Source organism: Rhizobium sp. Leaf341, assembly GCF_001424325.1.
Taxonomy (GTDB): Bacteria; Pseudomonadota; Alphaproteobacteria; order Rhizobiales; family Rhizobiaceae; genus Ferranicluibacter.
This window is the reverse complement of record NZ_LMPE01000012.1, coordinates 42,429-55,507: the sequence shown is the minus strand read 5'-3', so window position 1 is coordinate 55,507 and position 13,079 is coordinate 42,429. Positions and strand designations below refer to the sequence as shown.

Genomic DNA, 13,079 nt, shown 5'->3' with positions numbered 1-13,079 from the left:
AGAACTCTTCATGCCACCGTCTCTATGCCAAATTCACTGACGCCGCGTTTATGTGACAGCACCGGAGCGATAGGTGCCAATTCTCTCGCCCAAGGGAGTGCAACTCCCTGTCATTATCGGCGTGGGCGGTCTTTTGAGCGGCTGAGGAAAAGGAAAGAATACTTTCTTATAGAAAATATTCTTTATTAGAAAATAGAAAATAATTCTCTCCACTTAATCTGCGGTGCAGGATCATAGCCTAATTGTATCGGCCATGGAGTGGGGTATGCTCGGAACTGGAACAGATCCATCCGTGTTAAATAGAATCTTTACCTCAGCAGAGGGGAGTAAGCCTTCGTCGCAAGAGCTATTCACCCCTTCTTGGAGGGATCTCCGACGCGATGAGTTCTGGCGGCAAATGCCCGCTTGGAGTGAGGTATCCGAAGCGCTATTCCTTGACGCTCTGTGGCAGGAAAAAAATGCTATAACAAGCAACGAAAAGTTATTGGCTCTCATTGGTGGTTTGGTTGAGCCCGACTTTATTGAGGATCTGACACAGGGGTTATTGCGAGCGCCTATGGCCTTGCGCGTTTCCCCGTATATTCTGTCTTTGATCAACTGGACTACCCCCCTAACCGATCCGTTGCGTCGTCAATTTCTTCCATTAGGATCGGAGTTAGAGAACGATCATCCCCTCCTCCAATTCGACTCTCTTGGGGAGCAAGACGATTCACCTGTCCCTGGCCTGACGCATCGCTATCCGACAAAGGCCCTATTCCTACCGATAAGCACATGTCCCGTTTACTGCCGTTTCTGCACCCGAAGCTATGCGGTTGGAGCGGATACCGAGCAAGTTGCAAAAGTCCACTTGTCAGTCAACCGTGAACGGTGGAAAGCAGCGTTCGACTATATCGCGAAGCAACCGGAACTGGAGGATATAGTAGTATCTGGCGGTGACGCATTTCGGCTTAAGCCGGAGCAACTGCGAACAATCGGGCACGCCTTACTGGACATGCCGCACATTCGTCGGGTGCGTTTTGCGACGAAGGGCTTGCCGTTCAGCCGATGAAGATACTTCGGGATGATGCCTGGGTTGGTGCCTTAACCGAGGTAGCGGAAAAAGGTCGGCGCCTTCACAAAGAGGTGTGCCTTCACACGCATTTCAATCATCCTGACGAGGTGACGGGGATCACCGAAGACGCGTCCGCTGCATTATTCGAACGGGGTATTGCTGTTCGCAACCAAGCCGTCCTGCTCAGAAATGTCAACGATGACGCGGGAAGCCTGATCGAACTCGGCCGACGTTTGGGTGCTTTGAATATTCACCCTTACTACGTCTATCTAGCAGACCTCGTGAAGGGGACCGAAGATCTGCGGACGACAATAGGCAAGGGGATCGCGGTGGAGAAGGCGGTTCGTGGTTCGACAGCTGGTTTCAATACGCCAACGTTTGTAGTCGACACGCCGGGCGGCGGCGGGAAGCGCGATGTTCATAGTTTCGAATACTACGATCCTAAATTTGGCGTCGCCATCTACACCGCACCTTCGGTGAGGAAGGGAAAGCTGTTCATTTCTGTCGATCCCTTGCGGGATCTTGAGCCAGCCGTGCAACAGATATGGAGGGATGCGGCAGACCGGACAGAGCTTCTAAGCAATATCATACAAAAAGTTGGCCATACCAACTGATTTTACCGTTGATGGGCCAGTTCTACGCCCGCTGCTCTGGCCTCAAATCGAGGGAGAAATCTGATATGCCGCATAGTGCCGAGGAAAATTTTACCAGGTCGAGCATCGAGCCCTCTGTCATCGCGCACGCTGGCGATCGAGCAGATATCCTCGCCATCGGTTGTGGGCCGGCGAATCTTGCGCTGGCCGCCGCCATCCAGGATGGGTTAGAGCATCAACCGGTACGGACGGTGATTACTGACCGTGCAAATGAAGTTCAATGGCAACCGGATATGCTGATCCCCTGGGCGAGGAGTCAAACCTCGTTCGTCAAAGATTTGGTGACCTTGCGAGACCCGCGAAGCCAATTCTCCTTTCTGAACTTCCTGAAAATGACGGGGCGTCTTGTCGAGTTTGCAAACCTCGGCACACTTTTCCCCTACCGTCTCGAACTCTCCAACTATCTGTCGTGGGTGGCAGAAAACCTAACCGCTATCGACGTTCGGATGAATTGGGATTGCGTGTCATTGGAACCGATCGTTACTGGAGAGCGGGTGAGGGAGTTTCGGGCGATTTATCGCGATGGTCGAACGATCCAGGCCCCCGATGTCGTGGTCGGCATTGGCAGAGCACCCAATCTGCCGGATGCTTTCTCGGCGCTGCCAACAGACCGTTGCGCTCATAGCAGCGGCTTTCGGTCAGCGGCGCGTGCATGGCGTGATCACAAAAATGCTCGCGTGGCGGTAATTGGTGCCGGTCAAAGCGCTGCCGAGATATTCATGAGTATACCAGAAGAAATACCCGGCAGTAGTGTCACGGTCATAATGAGGGGCTTAGGTTTCCGAAATTCGGAGACCAGCAAGTTTCTCGATGAATTTTACTACCCGGATTTTGTGGACGTTCATTTTGGCTTGTCGGAGGGTGGTCGGAAAATCGTTTCCGAAGAGGTGAAGCACACGAACTATGCTGGCGTTACACCAGTCATGTTGGAAGCCTTGTATCTGAAGACGTATCTCGAGCGCCTTCAGAACACAAACAGGCACGAGATTTCGATCGGATCAGAGGTAATTGAAGCCTCGCTAGTCGATGGCTGCGTCCGCCTTCGAGTGCGAAACCGCATGACCAATCAGGTTTCCGAACTGGACTGTGACTTCGTGGTATTAGCCACCGGTTATCTCGGTAGCCAGCCGGCAATCCTTAGCGGGATTGCGAATACCTTGGTTCAATCCCCCGGTGGACAGTTTGAAATGACGCGAAACTATCGGCTTCAAACAGCGCCGGATGTCGACGCAGGGATTTACCTGCAAGGCAGCAGTGAAGCGACGCACGGTATTACTGAGGGTGTCCTCAGCATTGTCAGTATCCGGGCGAACGATGTCCTGCAGGAAATTACTCAACAGAGAACAGACCGCAAAGCCTTTTCGCAGGACAAAGTGCGCGTCGTCTCCTGACATTCCAGCTCACCGGATCAGCAATCACCAGGAGGATCAGGCCATGATATTAAATGCAATGAACTGGGACACGCTCAAGCACGAATATGGTCTCGATGCCAAGAGGCTGATGCCGTGGGCGGCGCTGAAGGCACCGTTCGAAGGGGCCTGGTGTGTCGTACGCTCGAATTCGAAGACGACGCGTCACGCCCATTCAGATCGAGAACTGTTCATTGGTGTGGAAGGCGAGGCTCTGGTGATCGTCGGAGACGAGGTACACCGCATTCGAAAGGGCGATTTCATCGCCATCCCGCCGGCAACCGAACATCACATCGACAATCCGAACGCCGTGGACTTTGAGATGATGAGCGTCTGGTGGGACAACGATCTCGCATCACGCTATGTGCAAGCGGAGGAAGTTTCGCATGGCTAAGCTCATCGTTACGTGTGCCCCTCCAACATCGAATGGTGACCTGCATCTTGGCCATCTCGCCGGGCCTTACCTGGCGTCGGATGTCTTCACGAGGACAAGGCGGCTCTTTGGTGACGACGTTCACTATGTTTCCTACTCCGACGACTATCAGAGTTATGTCGTCAGGAAGGCCCGAGCGCAGCGGCGTGAGCCCGAAACCGTCGCACGAGAATATGGCCCGCTGATGGGGGAAACGCTCGTGAAGGCTCAGATCGAGCTTGACTACTTCATGCATACTTTGGGGCTGCCCGATCAATATATTGAAGCCTTGCGTACCTTCTATTTCGCTTTGCAAGAAAGAGGTGCCTTGTTTCCGCAAAGGGTGTCAGTTCCCTTTTCCCGGGAACATCAATTGTGGGGCTACGAGGCATTTGCGCGTGGGACCTGCCCGAACTGTGGTGAGCAAACTGATGCAAGCCAATGCGAGGGCTGCGCGATGCCCCCAGATCTGACACGTATGTGTGATGTTCGCTGCGTGGTCGACGGCAAAGCAATGGAATGGACGGAGGTCGAGCAGCTTTTCCTCAACGTCGAGGCGAACAGGGACATCCTAGGCGAGTTATATGAGCGCGCTCCATTTCGGCCGGCACTGAGAGAATTTGCTACCTCACTCCTCGACGCTCCCCTGCTGCCTTGGGCGATTTCACGTCCGCATGATTGGGGACCTCGTGTGCCCGATGATCCTGCAGCGATCCTGCACACTTGGTTCGGCGGTATCGCGGGCTACTATGCGGCATCGCGGGAGTGGGCGAAAAGCCAAGACAACGACACGCTGTTCCGCAAGTATTGGTGCGATAAGGAAACGCAACTCGTTCATTTCGTGGGTATCGACTGCTCATACAGCCATATCGTCGCCTATCCAATCCTTCTTGCCCACCTTCCTGTTGCGCCGCGGATAGCCAACATCGTGACCAACCAGTTTTTGAGCCTTCACGGATACGACTTCTCCACGAGTCGGGGGATTGCCATTTGGGCCAACGAGTTCCTCGACGAGATCGATGTGGATGCCGCCCGATTGTATCTCGCTTTGCGCGCCCCGGAAACGACAGAGCAGGATTTTGACCTCGACGACTTCCGCACGATCATCAACGAGACGTTCGTTGCTGCCCTGAATCAGGCGATCGAGCGGTTATTGGATGCCGGGAAGTCTAACGTTGCACCCGTGTCGACAAAGGTCGGCGATTTTCTCGAACAGCTCCGTCAGCGGTTCGTCGACGCAAGCACACCGGCAACCTTTTCAATGAATACTCAGGCGAAGTTACTGGTTGATCTCATCGATTTGATGAATTCGGTGGATCCGTCGCAAATGAGGGTTCTGGCATCCATCTTCACCGTCATGGCCCGGCCGATCCAGCCAAGCTTAAGTGGCCGCCTGGCTCGATATCTTGGCCTGACCAACGAATGGGGTTCGTCATGGCTGGTCAACGGCAGTGACTTGCCTGCGGCCCCTACGACTCCTCTAGAGGGTCCGGCCCCGTCAATCCGGCCTGTAGCAAGCGAAGTGGTATCGAAATTCCGCAACCGCTTCGAATCTGCCGTACGCGCAGCGTGATCCTATGACGAGGTCCAATACATTCGATTTGGTGGTCGTCGGCGGCGGCGTGATTGGCACCGGTGTCGCATGGTTTGGCGTCGATTGTGGTGCGCGCGTCGCCTTGGTCGAGCGTCGTGAATTTGGAACAGGCGGCGCGACCTCCGTTTCCGGAGGCATCTTGCGGGTTTTTGATCGAGACAGAAACGCGGCTCAGGTCGCCAGACATGGGATAGAGATATTCAGGAATTGGAAGGCATTGGGCCTGCCTGGAGAAACCGCATACCGCCCGGCAGGCTTCATGTATCTGCTGCAGAATACCCAACTACAAAGCGCATGTGAGGTTAAGGACCTCCTCGATTCAGAATCATATCCCATCGAATTCGTTGAAGCGGAGCATCTGAATGCCACTTTCGGGTGGCTGAAACGCGGGACCTGGGGAGGTGCGATATACGAATCGCAGGGAGGATATGGTTGGCCATGGCAGACTGCGAAAAGTTTGGCGGAAGCGGCTTTGGTCCGCAACATGGGATATTATCCTGGTGAATCCGTCGAACGGATAGAGCAGAATGGAGATTGGTGGGACATTGTTACTGGTCGGTGCCTCATCAGAGGCCGCAATGTTGTCGTCTGCGGCGGAGCTGGGACGGAAGATATCCTTTCCCGTAGTGGTCTTGCACTCATTCTCGAACAGCGTATACGCCCTCGCGCAATTGCTGTCCCTAGCCTGAGCTGCACACAGCAAGCGGTGCAGGTTGGATGTTCGATCATCGATGAAGTCCACACGACGTACGTTCGCCCGGTTGGTGGTATGAAATATATGGTTGGTGCGAACCTCGACAGTTGGGTAGATGATCCCCACTCAGAGCCTCCGCTCAGTTCTGAACAGGTCAATGACGCTCTTGAACGCGGTAGGAATGTCACGCATTGCCTCGAGCAAGCCGTCGCGACAGGAGGTGTCTGTGGCGTCGACGGCTACACCGCGAGCCGACGCCCGATAGTTGGTAAAGTCGAAGGCTGCGATGGGTTGTTTGTCGCCGCCGGCTTTTCCGGCGGGGGATACAAAATAGCCCCCTACATTGCTGCTGTAATTGCAACTGAGATCGTCGGATCGCTTCGATCGTCCTCGCTGCAATCGATTGTCAAGAATGGTCTGGGTGATTTCGCACAACGACCGATTTTAGCCGCCCGCTAAGCGGACAGTCTCGTCAGTTCTCAGTTTGAAGTAGGGTGCCATGAAACGTGCCGATGGAACAGGTCCCAACCGTATCGGAATAACTGCAGCCTTCGGGAGGCCGCTGTCTGTCCATTCGCGTACAGTCTTCGAGGCGGTCCGCTACGCAATCGACACTCAGCCAATGGCGAAACGCAAGAAATACACTTTTTACTGGATCTCGGATTCGATGTCCCGATTTGGCGGAATGCGGGCTGCTCGTCACTTGGTGTCCCAACGCGTTGAAGTCGTTATCGGTCACTACTCGTCAAGCGCCGCCCATGCGGCTCGATCACTATATCGCAATCATGGCATTCCCTTGCTCCTGCCAGCCGCTAGCGACGATCGGCTGACTGAGCGAGTGATTGGATCTGGGCGATGGCCGGATACTTTTCGCTTATGTGCAACCAATAGTACGCTCGGTCTGGCGGTTGCAGCAGCGGTGAATACCATTCGCCCACGGGCGAAGGTCCGGGTTTTGGCAGACGACTCCAGATATGGCCGCATACTTGGCGCCGCAATAAAAGCCGCCCTTGCGAGCGATCCTGATCTAACCTTTGTCGAGGAGGAGCACCAGCCGGCACATTGTTGTGTTGTCGCCGGCCATTTCGAGAATGCACTCCAGAGTATCGCTCAACAAGGAAAAGTCTTTCCGGGAGAGTTTTTGGTCCTCGTCGATGATGGTGTTCACCCGTCCGTCGCACACTTGCTCCCCAAGGCATATCACCCTCGCCTCTACGGTGTTGCAGTTACACAGCCAGTGAAACATCTTCCAGGTCGATCAGTTTTCCCCGGAACTGGCCGTCGCGCGAATAGGCCAATACCTCCGTTTTTCATAGAAACGGCGACGGCACTCGAAATCGCCATGGGCCTCACAGGGGGGAGCGAATCCCGGCAAAATCAGAGTGATCTGCGGAGGCGCTTGGCGAAGAGGATTTGGAATACTTCAATGGGTCGCGTGTGTTTTTCTGGAACCGGAGACAATCGGAACATCTCATTTTCTCTTTGGGCGGTTCGCGATGATGGCTTTCGACCGACGGCAATCCTCGAGGTACCGAGAAGGATCGATGGAGAGCCGAGACCCTGATTGAATGTCAATGAGGAGGATTGAATATGATTGAAGTTTCAGCAATTCTGAAAATCGATGATTACCGAACCTCCATCACCGAGCGGATTTGGGGAAATCTCCTTGACGAAGCGAGATTACTGCGCGTCCAGGAGCCAAGCCTGGAACCGTACCTTGAATCCGCAGTCTTGAAAGCGGAATCCTTTCAGGCGGCGTTAAAGGTCCAGATCGGCGCCAGATTTGCTGGCCCCTCGTTACCGCCTGAACAATTGGATGAGTTGGTCGAAGATATCTATGGGCGTGAGCCGGCTCTGATACAAGCTGCGGCATCCGATCTCGACGCCTACAGGGCGCGCAATGCTGCTTTCGGCAGCTATTTGGCTCCGTTCCTCTATTTGCGAGGTTATCAGGCGCTTCAAGCGCAACGAATTAGCAATTCTTTGTGGCGAGCGGGGCGGCACGGCCTAGCGATTCACGTCTATGACAGAGTTTGCCAAGTGTCAGGAACGGACATTCATCCCGCAGTTAGCTTTGGAACTGGTATATTCATCGATCACGCCATAGGGCTAGTTGTCGGGGAGACGGCGATCGTTGAGGATGACGTCTCACTGCTGCACAACGTCACACTAGGTGCTACGGGAAATGATAGAGGCGATAGACATCCCAAAGTGCGTCGGGGCGCAATCATCGGTGCCGGGTCAACAGTTTTAGGCAATGTCGAAGTTGGAACTTTCGCTCGAATTGGTGCCGGCAGTGTGGTCCTGAAAGCCGTGCCACCAAACGCGACCGTGGTAGGTATCCCGGCTAAAGTAGTCACACGGCGATCCCTGGCGGCAAGAATGTCCTTACACGACGGAAGCATTAATGACTTTGATTGGGTAATTTAACCGCCCCCATTTCCTCGAATTTCGTCGTGAAGCCACGCACGGAAAGCCCTGATCTTTGGACTACGCAATCCTTGTTCAGGAAATACACAATAATAGGCGAACTTACTCGGCCATCTGACTTCCATGGGGCTGACAAGTCGACCTTGCGCCATATGGTCGATGACTAGAAAATCTCTCACTAGGGCCATTCCCTGGCCCGAAATTGCTGCATGAACAAGCGACGTGTCATCGCCGAAGCTCGGACCACGCGAGCAATCAACATCATCAAATCCGTGAGCGCGAAACCAAAGCGACCAGTCCAACCTCTCTGCCTCGTGAAGCAGGGGAAATTTTGCAAGATCTGCGACATCGCCGGGTTTTCCGGCCTTGCCAATGAGGCTGGGGCTACAGACAACCACCATCTCCACGGTAAAAAGGCGCTCACTGTACAAACCTTGATAATGCCCCAAGCCATGCCGAATGGCGAGGTCCACGTGGTCGCTCTCAAAGCGAACAAGATGCGTCGCGGTGTCGACATGAATGTCGATCTGTGGGTGCCGCTGGTGAAACCGGCCCAAACGAGGGACAAGCCATTGTGATGCAAACGATGGCATCGTACTGATAACGATCTTTCCGCTTCGAACATCTTCCGTCACCGCTTTGGTAGCGCCGTTAATGAGATCGAAGGCGGCTTGAACCCCTCGGAGATATTCTGCTCCTTTGGCCGTCAATCGAATGACGCGATTGGATCTGTCGAAGAGCGCTATACCTAAGCGCGCTTCGAGATTTTTGATGTGCTGACTAATAGCGCCTGGGCTGACGTTCAGATTCTCAGCCGCCACTTTGAAGCTCTCGTATCTGCCTGCCATTGCAAACGCACGCAACGCAGTGAGTGGTGGTAGGTTCTTTGGCATCTTCAGAATAGTTTTTCTAGGCTTTTGATAAGGAGAATTGGGTTGTGTGTCGCAGGCGTTTCGGTTGATAGTTGTACTAGATTTTGGCTGCATGGGAATGCTTCATTGCGTGACTGCGGCTTCAATTGCTGCCCGTGATCGCAGCAGAAAATTTAATCTCGCGAAGAATCAATATCATGCAGGCTTCTGATCGTCTTCTATAGCTGAGAATGGAGTGCCTTTTCCAATGTTCTTTCAAACCTGCAGCAAGCCAACAGATGTAGATGCTTGATTTGGGCGGGGCGAGATGCCGGTAATGAAACTGTTTGGAAACAGCAATTCAGGACACTCCTACAAGGTCGCTCTCTTCCTGCAGCTATCCGCCATCGACTACGAATATGTTCACATAAGCCTCGCTACCGATCGGGCACACCGATCCGATGAATTTCGGCATTTCGCGAAATTTGATGAGGTGCCGGTTCTGATTCACGGCGATATCGTTCTGAGCCAATCGAATGCCATCCTCCTTTACCTGGCCCAAAAGCTGCGTCGGTTTGAACCCATGTCGGAATTTGGAGAAAATGAGGTTCGTCAGTGGTTATTCTGGGAAGCTAATAGGATTGGCTTCAGCCTGTCAAACCTTCGGCATATCCGACGCCTGAACCTTAATCAAAAGGACCTTGAGGCATATTACGAAAGACGAACGAAAGACGATCTTGATCGATTGAATTTGGAATTTTCGCAAAACGACAAAGCATTTCTGATTAGTGAACTACCCACCATCGCAGACATCGCATGCTGCGGTTATCTATTTTGGGCCGAGCAGGCAAAAATAGATGTCGATCAGTGGCCAGCCGTTTACGCTTGGCTAACAAGGATACGGACGCTTCCGGGGTGGACCGAGCCCTCGATTCTCATGGCCGAGCGAAAGCCTTAGATCTGTGCTAAGAGCCTGTTCGCACGCATATTACGCAAATCGTAGGAGATCCTTGTAATGATAGGGCGGGGCAGGAACCGGAATGAGAATACTTCGAACGCATCCAGGGGCGACAGCACTGGTGTCGGCCATAGCAACGGCAAAAGCCCCAATAGCGTCTACTGTCGCCTGAAGAAAATGCTGATCCACTACGAATTTCGCCCTGGTCAGCAACTTCATATTGCGGACCTTGTGGAAATGCTTTCGACAAGTACAACGCCGCTACGTGAAGCGCTTATGCGGCTGTACGCAGAAAGACTGGTAACAGCCACTCCAAATAAGGGATTTTTTGCAAAAACGTTGTCTAGTATGGAGATGAAAGCATGGTACGAAGCCGCGTTTTTAGTGCTAGTATACTCGATACGACATGGGGCCGGTCTAGATCGCTCAGATAAAACAGCGCGGTCGATCTCCGGCTCGCTAAATTTGGGGTTCAATGCAAGGAACACCGCAGTTGAAGAAATATGCATTGCTATCGAACTACTCTACGAAGAGATTTCCCGGTGGTCTGATAATCAGGTCATGGTTGATCATATCCGTGACTTCAACGCACACAGCCGTTTTGTTCGGATGCTCGACCTCGAAATACCTGAGAATTCCGAAATTATTGTGACTGACATGAGAGAATTGAGTATGGCGTTACGTGTTCTCGACGTTGAGACGGCAATTGCGAATCTTGATCGCCAGTTAAAGAAAAAGTTGGAGCGCTTGAACCACCTTGCAAAGGAAGGTAACGTTCGCTCGCTGAGCTTCACTGGCATCCAGCGCAGATCATTCGATGGCTATACGGTGATCTAACTATGCAGCGGCAGGCAAAGACCTTGGCACGTTCCTGAGTACGAAAACCATCAGGCCAGCGCCGACACAGAGCGCGACGGAAATAAGCCAAACCCACTCATACCGCATCGTCAGATCGTAGATGTATCCACCAGAATATGCTCCTGCCGCAGCTCCAAGCGAATGGCCGGCGGAAATGAGCCCCATTGCGAGACCCATCACGCGCAGGCCGATGTGACTGGAAACTATGCTCGCCGTCACGGGAACGGTCGCATAGTCTACCGCGCCAAACAGCACCGCAAATACGATCAGCATTTCATAGCTTGCCCCGACATTCATCAGGATCAGGAACGTTAGCCCTCGCAAGACGTAGATCGATCCGAGCAGTACGACTCTGTTCATACGATCCGTCAACCAACCGGCTCCTACCATGCCGACCAGGTTGACCGCTGACAGCACACCATAAGCCGCAGCGCTCGGAACTGGCCCAAATCCGCAGAAAGAAGCGTATGGCAGGAAATGCGTTTCAATAACGCCCGCGGTTGTGTAGCCGCAAAGGGAAAAGCTCCAGAACAGGACATGGAAAGCCGGTTTGTGAAAGATTGCAGAGAGATCGTCCTTGAGGGAGGCAGCAGGCATAGGACGGGATACTTCTCCACGAGGCCCACCTTTTGTCGCCAGTGCCCGCCACAGCAGAGGGATAAGCAACAGGCAAGAAAGTCCAATGGCAAGAAAGCTCCACCGCCAACTAAATGCAGTTAGGACCGCCGCTATCAGGGGAACGATAAGGAATTGCCCACCGGTCGAGCCGGAAGTGGCGATGCCTGTAGCAAGCCCTTGGTCTGTGTCAAATTGCCTTGCAATGGCTGTAGAAACCACATGCGTCGCCACGATCCCGAAGCCGAGCGCTGACAAACCGCTGAAAGCCAGAACGAAAACAACTGCACTACTTGTTGGCGATACGATCAAGCACCCCGCTCCTACAAGCGCAAGGCCGAGGGTCAGTGTCGATCGAACTCCGTGCCGATCAACTAGGCGACCGGCAAATGGCGCGACCACAGCCATAACAAGCAGTGCGGCTGCCGCCGATCCAGAGACAAAACTTCGCGACCAGCCCAACTCCTGGGACCAGATCGGCATGACCAACCCTAGAGTTGCCCGAGCCGAGAACGCCAGCGCCAGCGCTAGAAAGCCGAATGCCGCGACTGACCATTGTAGAATTTTAGTTGATGATTTCAGCGAGCCCATGATGCATCCTCAAATATCTTCGGGAGACAATCGCGCAAGGAAGTGTGCGTCGGCAACCGATGGTTTTGCCGTATGTGTTTAGCTGTGCTAAACACATATTTATGGCGATATCGCTCTCCTTATTAGAAACTTTCATCACCGTGGCTCGATCAGGACGGATGCGCGACGCTGCCGAAGCGCTATCGTTAACTCCAGGGGCGATCAGTCAGCGAGTGCGAGAACTGGAGGAACTGGCGGGACATCGGTTGTTCAGGAGAACGACGACAGGTGTAACCTTGACCGAGGCAGGGCGCTCCCTGTTCTCCATACTGGACCAGCCATTCCACCAAATCGAAGAGGCACGGCGCGGATTGGAGCGCCCCTTAGCGCGTTGCGTCCGCGTCAGTACTATGGCGTCCTTTGCGGCAAACTGGCTGGTTCCGCGCCAGACGCGCTTTTCTAAGCTTCATCCTCATATTGACGTTGAGCTGGAAACCGACAACCGTATCGTGGACCTGAAGCGCGAGCCAGTCGATATGGCAATCCGGCATGGGCTTGGTGACTATCCGGGCCTTCTTTCGGTCCTGCTCATCGCTCCTGAGCTGATAGTTGTGGCCAGCCCACAACTTCTTCGCGGTCACAACCCCATCAGCGTCCCGGCCGATTGCCGAACGTTTCCTCTCCTGCATGAGCTTGACCGTGCCGATTGGCGCCTATGGTTCGAAGCTCATGGCGTAGAGATACCGGAGAGGCTTCCCGGCCCTTCTTTCTCCGAGGATCATTTAATGGTTAGGGCGGCGGTAGCGGGACAAGGACTTGCCTTGGTCCGCGATACTTATGCGGAGGACGATCTTCGTTCCGGGCGGCTGGTGAAAGCCATTTCAATCCAATGGCCGACGAACTTCGGTTACTACGTTGTATGCACGGCGGAGGCGTTGACGCGGCCGCCCGTTGCACGGTTTCGAGATTGGCTAATCTCAGAAG

Annotated in this window: 12 protein-coding genes and 1 pseudogene; 10 read left to right on the top strand and 3 right to left on the bottom strand. The window is 53.7% G+C overall.

Annotated features, from left to right (window positions below; all coding sequences use genetic code 11):
• Positions 1-1,044: 1,044 nt before the first annotated feature.
• The 6 genes and pseudogenes from ASG03_RS21815 to ASG03_RS22255 form a co-directional block, all read left to right on the top strand.
• Positions 1,045-1,665 (top strand): hypothetical protein, encoded by a 621-nt coding sequence (locus ASG03_RS21815; protein ID WP_062693926.1) that lies wholly within the window; start codon positions 1,045-1,047, stop codon positions 1,663-1,665.
• A gap of 65 nt (positions 1,666-1,730) precedes the next feature.
• Entirely contained in the window at positions 1,731-3,095 is a 1,365-nt protein-coding gene (locus ASG03_RS13250) for a SidA/IucD/PvdA family monooxygenase (RefSeq protein WP_062693925.1), read from the top strand.
• Between the two features lie 58 nt (positions 3,096-3,153).
• Positions 3,154-3,507 (top strand): cupin domain-containing protein, encoded by a 354-nt coding sequence (locus tag ASG03_RS21690; RefSeq protein WP_062693924.1) that lies wholly within the window; start codon positions 3,154-3,156, stop codon positions 3,505-3,507.
• Positions 3,500-5,098 carry a class I tRNA ligase family protein gene (locus ASG03_RS13240; protein WP_062693923.1) on the top strand — a complete coding sequence of 533 codons (1,599 nt, stop codon included), beginning with the start codon at positions 3,500-3,502 and terminating at the stop codon, positions 5,096-5,098. The genes ASG03_RS21690 and ASG03_RS13240 overlap by 8 nt, the downstream gene beginning before the upstream one ends.
• A gap of 4 nt (positions 5,099-5,102) precedes the next feature.
• On the top strand, positions 5,103-6,272 hold the full coding sequence (locus ASG03_RS21100; protein ID WP_082475744.1) for an NAD(P)/FAD-dependent oxidoreductase: 1,170 nt from the start codon (positions 5,103-5,105) through the stop codon (positions 6,270-6,272).
• A 40-nt stretch (positions 6,273-6,312) separates the two neighbouring features.
• Positions 6,313-6,825, top strand: a pseudogene (locus tag ASG03_RS22255) (ABC transporter substrate-binding protein); the annotation flags it as partial.
• 15 nt (positions 6,826-6,840) lie between these two features.
• On the opposite strand, the gene ASG03_RS22005 reads toward ASG03_RS22255, so the two are convergent.
• A complete protein-coding gene (locus tag ASG03_RS22005) occupies positions 6,841-6,981 on the bottom strand; it encodes a hypothetical protein (protein WP_244475252.1) in 141 nt (46 codons plus the stop codon).
• A 422-nt stretch (positions 6,982-7,403) separates the two neighbouring features.
• Here ASG03_RS22005 and epsC point away from each other — a divergent pair, with 422 nt between their 5' ends.
• On the top strand, positions 7,404-8,243 hold the full coding sequence (gene epsC / locus ASG03_RS13220) for a serine O-acetyltransferase EpsC (RefSeq protein ID WP_062693919.1): 840 nt from the start codon (positions 7,404-7,406) through the stop codon (positions 8,241-8,243).
• On the opposite strand, the gene gcvA is transcribed toward epsC, so the two are convergent.
• A complete protein-coding gene (gcvA, locus tag ASG03_RS21090) occupies positions 8,240-9,229 on the bottom strand; it encodes a transcriptional regulator GcvA (protein ID WP_082475742.1) in 990 nt (329 codons plus the stop codon). The genes epsC and gcvA overlap by 4 nt on opposite strands.
• 202 nt (positions 9,230-9,431) lie before the next feature.
• On the opposite strand from gcvA, the gene ASG03_RS13210 reads away from it, so the two are divergent.
• Positions 9,432-10,052, top strand: a complete 621-nt coding sequence (locus ASG03_RS13210) for a glutathione S-transferase family protein (protein ID WP_062693917.1) — start codon at positions 9,432-9,434, stop codon at positions 10,050-10,052.
• Positions 10,053-10,109: 57 nt separating this feature from the next.
• Positions 10,110-10,889, top strand: a complete 780-nt coding sequence (locus ASG03_RS13205; protein WP_062693916.1) for a GntR family transcriptional regulator — start codon at positions 10,110-10,112, stop codon at positions 10,887-10,889.
• On the opposite strand, the gene ASG03_RS13200 is transcribed toward ASG03_RS13205, so the two are convergent.
• Entirely contained in the window at positions 10,890-12,116 is a 1,227-nt protein-coding gene (locus ASG03_RS13200) for an MFS transporter (RefSeq protein ID WP_062693915.1), read from the bottom strand. It lies immediately after the preceding gene.
• Between the two features lie 101 nt (positions 12,117-12,217).
• Here ASG03_RS13200 and ASG03_RS21085 point away from each other — a divergent pair.
• Positions 12,218-13,079 (top strand): LysR substrate-binding domain-containing protein (locus tag ASG03_RS21085; protein WP_082475764.1); only part of this gene is annotated, 862 nt, incomplete at its 3' end.

Bases quoted from the DNA above. Each gene is read 5' to 3' on its own strand.
- ASG03_RS13250 (WP_062693925.1), top strand. From the start codon at position 1,731: ATGCCGCATAGTGCCGAGGAAAATTTTACCAGGTCGAGCATCGAGCCC.
- ASG03_RS21815 (WP_062693926.1), top strand. From the start codon at position 1,045: ATGAAGATACTTCGGGATGATGCCTGGGTTGGTGCCTTAACCGAGGTA.
- ASG03_RS13200 (WP_062693915.1), bottom strand. From the start codon at position 12,116: ATGGGCTCGCTGAAATCATCAACTAAAATTCTACAATGGTCAGTCGCG.
- ASG03_RS13240 (WP_062693923.1), top strand. From the start codon at position 3,500: ATGGCTAAGCTCATCGTTACGTGTGCCCCTCCAACATCGAATGGTGAC.
- ASG03_RS13205 (WP_062693916.1), top strand. From the start codon at position 10,110: ATGATAGGGCGGGGCAGGAACCGGAATGAGAATACTTCGAACGCATCC.
- gcvA (WP_082475742.1), bottom strand. From the start codon at position 9,229: ATGCAGCCAAAATCTAGTACAACTATCAACCGAAACGCCTGCGACACA.
- ASG03_RS21100 (WP_082475744.1), top strand. From the start codon at position 5,103: ATGACGAGGTCCAATACATTCGATTTGGTGGTCGTCGGCGGCGGCGTG.
- epsC (WP_062693919.1), top strand. From the start codon at position 7,404: ATGATTGAAGTTTCAGCAATTCTGAAAATCGATGATTACCGAACCTCC.
- ASG03_RS21690 (WP_062693924.1), top strand. From the start codon at position 3,154: ATGAACTGGGACACGCTCAAGCACGAATATGGTCTCGATGCCAAGAGG.
- ASG03_RS13210 (WP_062693917.1), top strand. From the start codon at position 9,432: ATGAAACTGTTTGGAAACAGCAATTCAGGACACTCCTACAAGGTCGCT.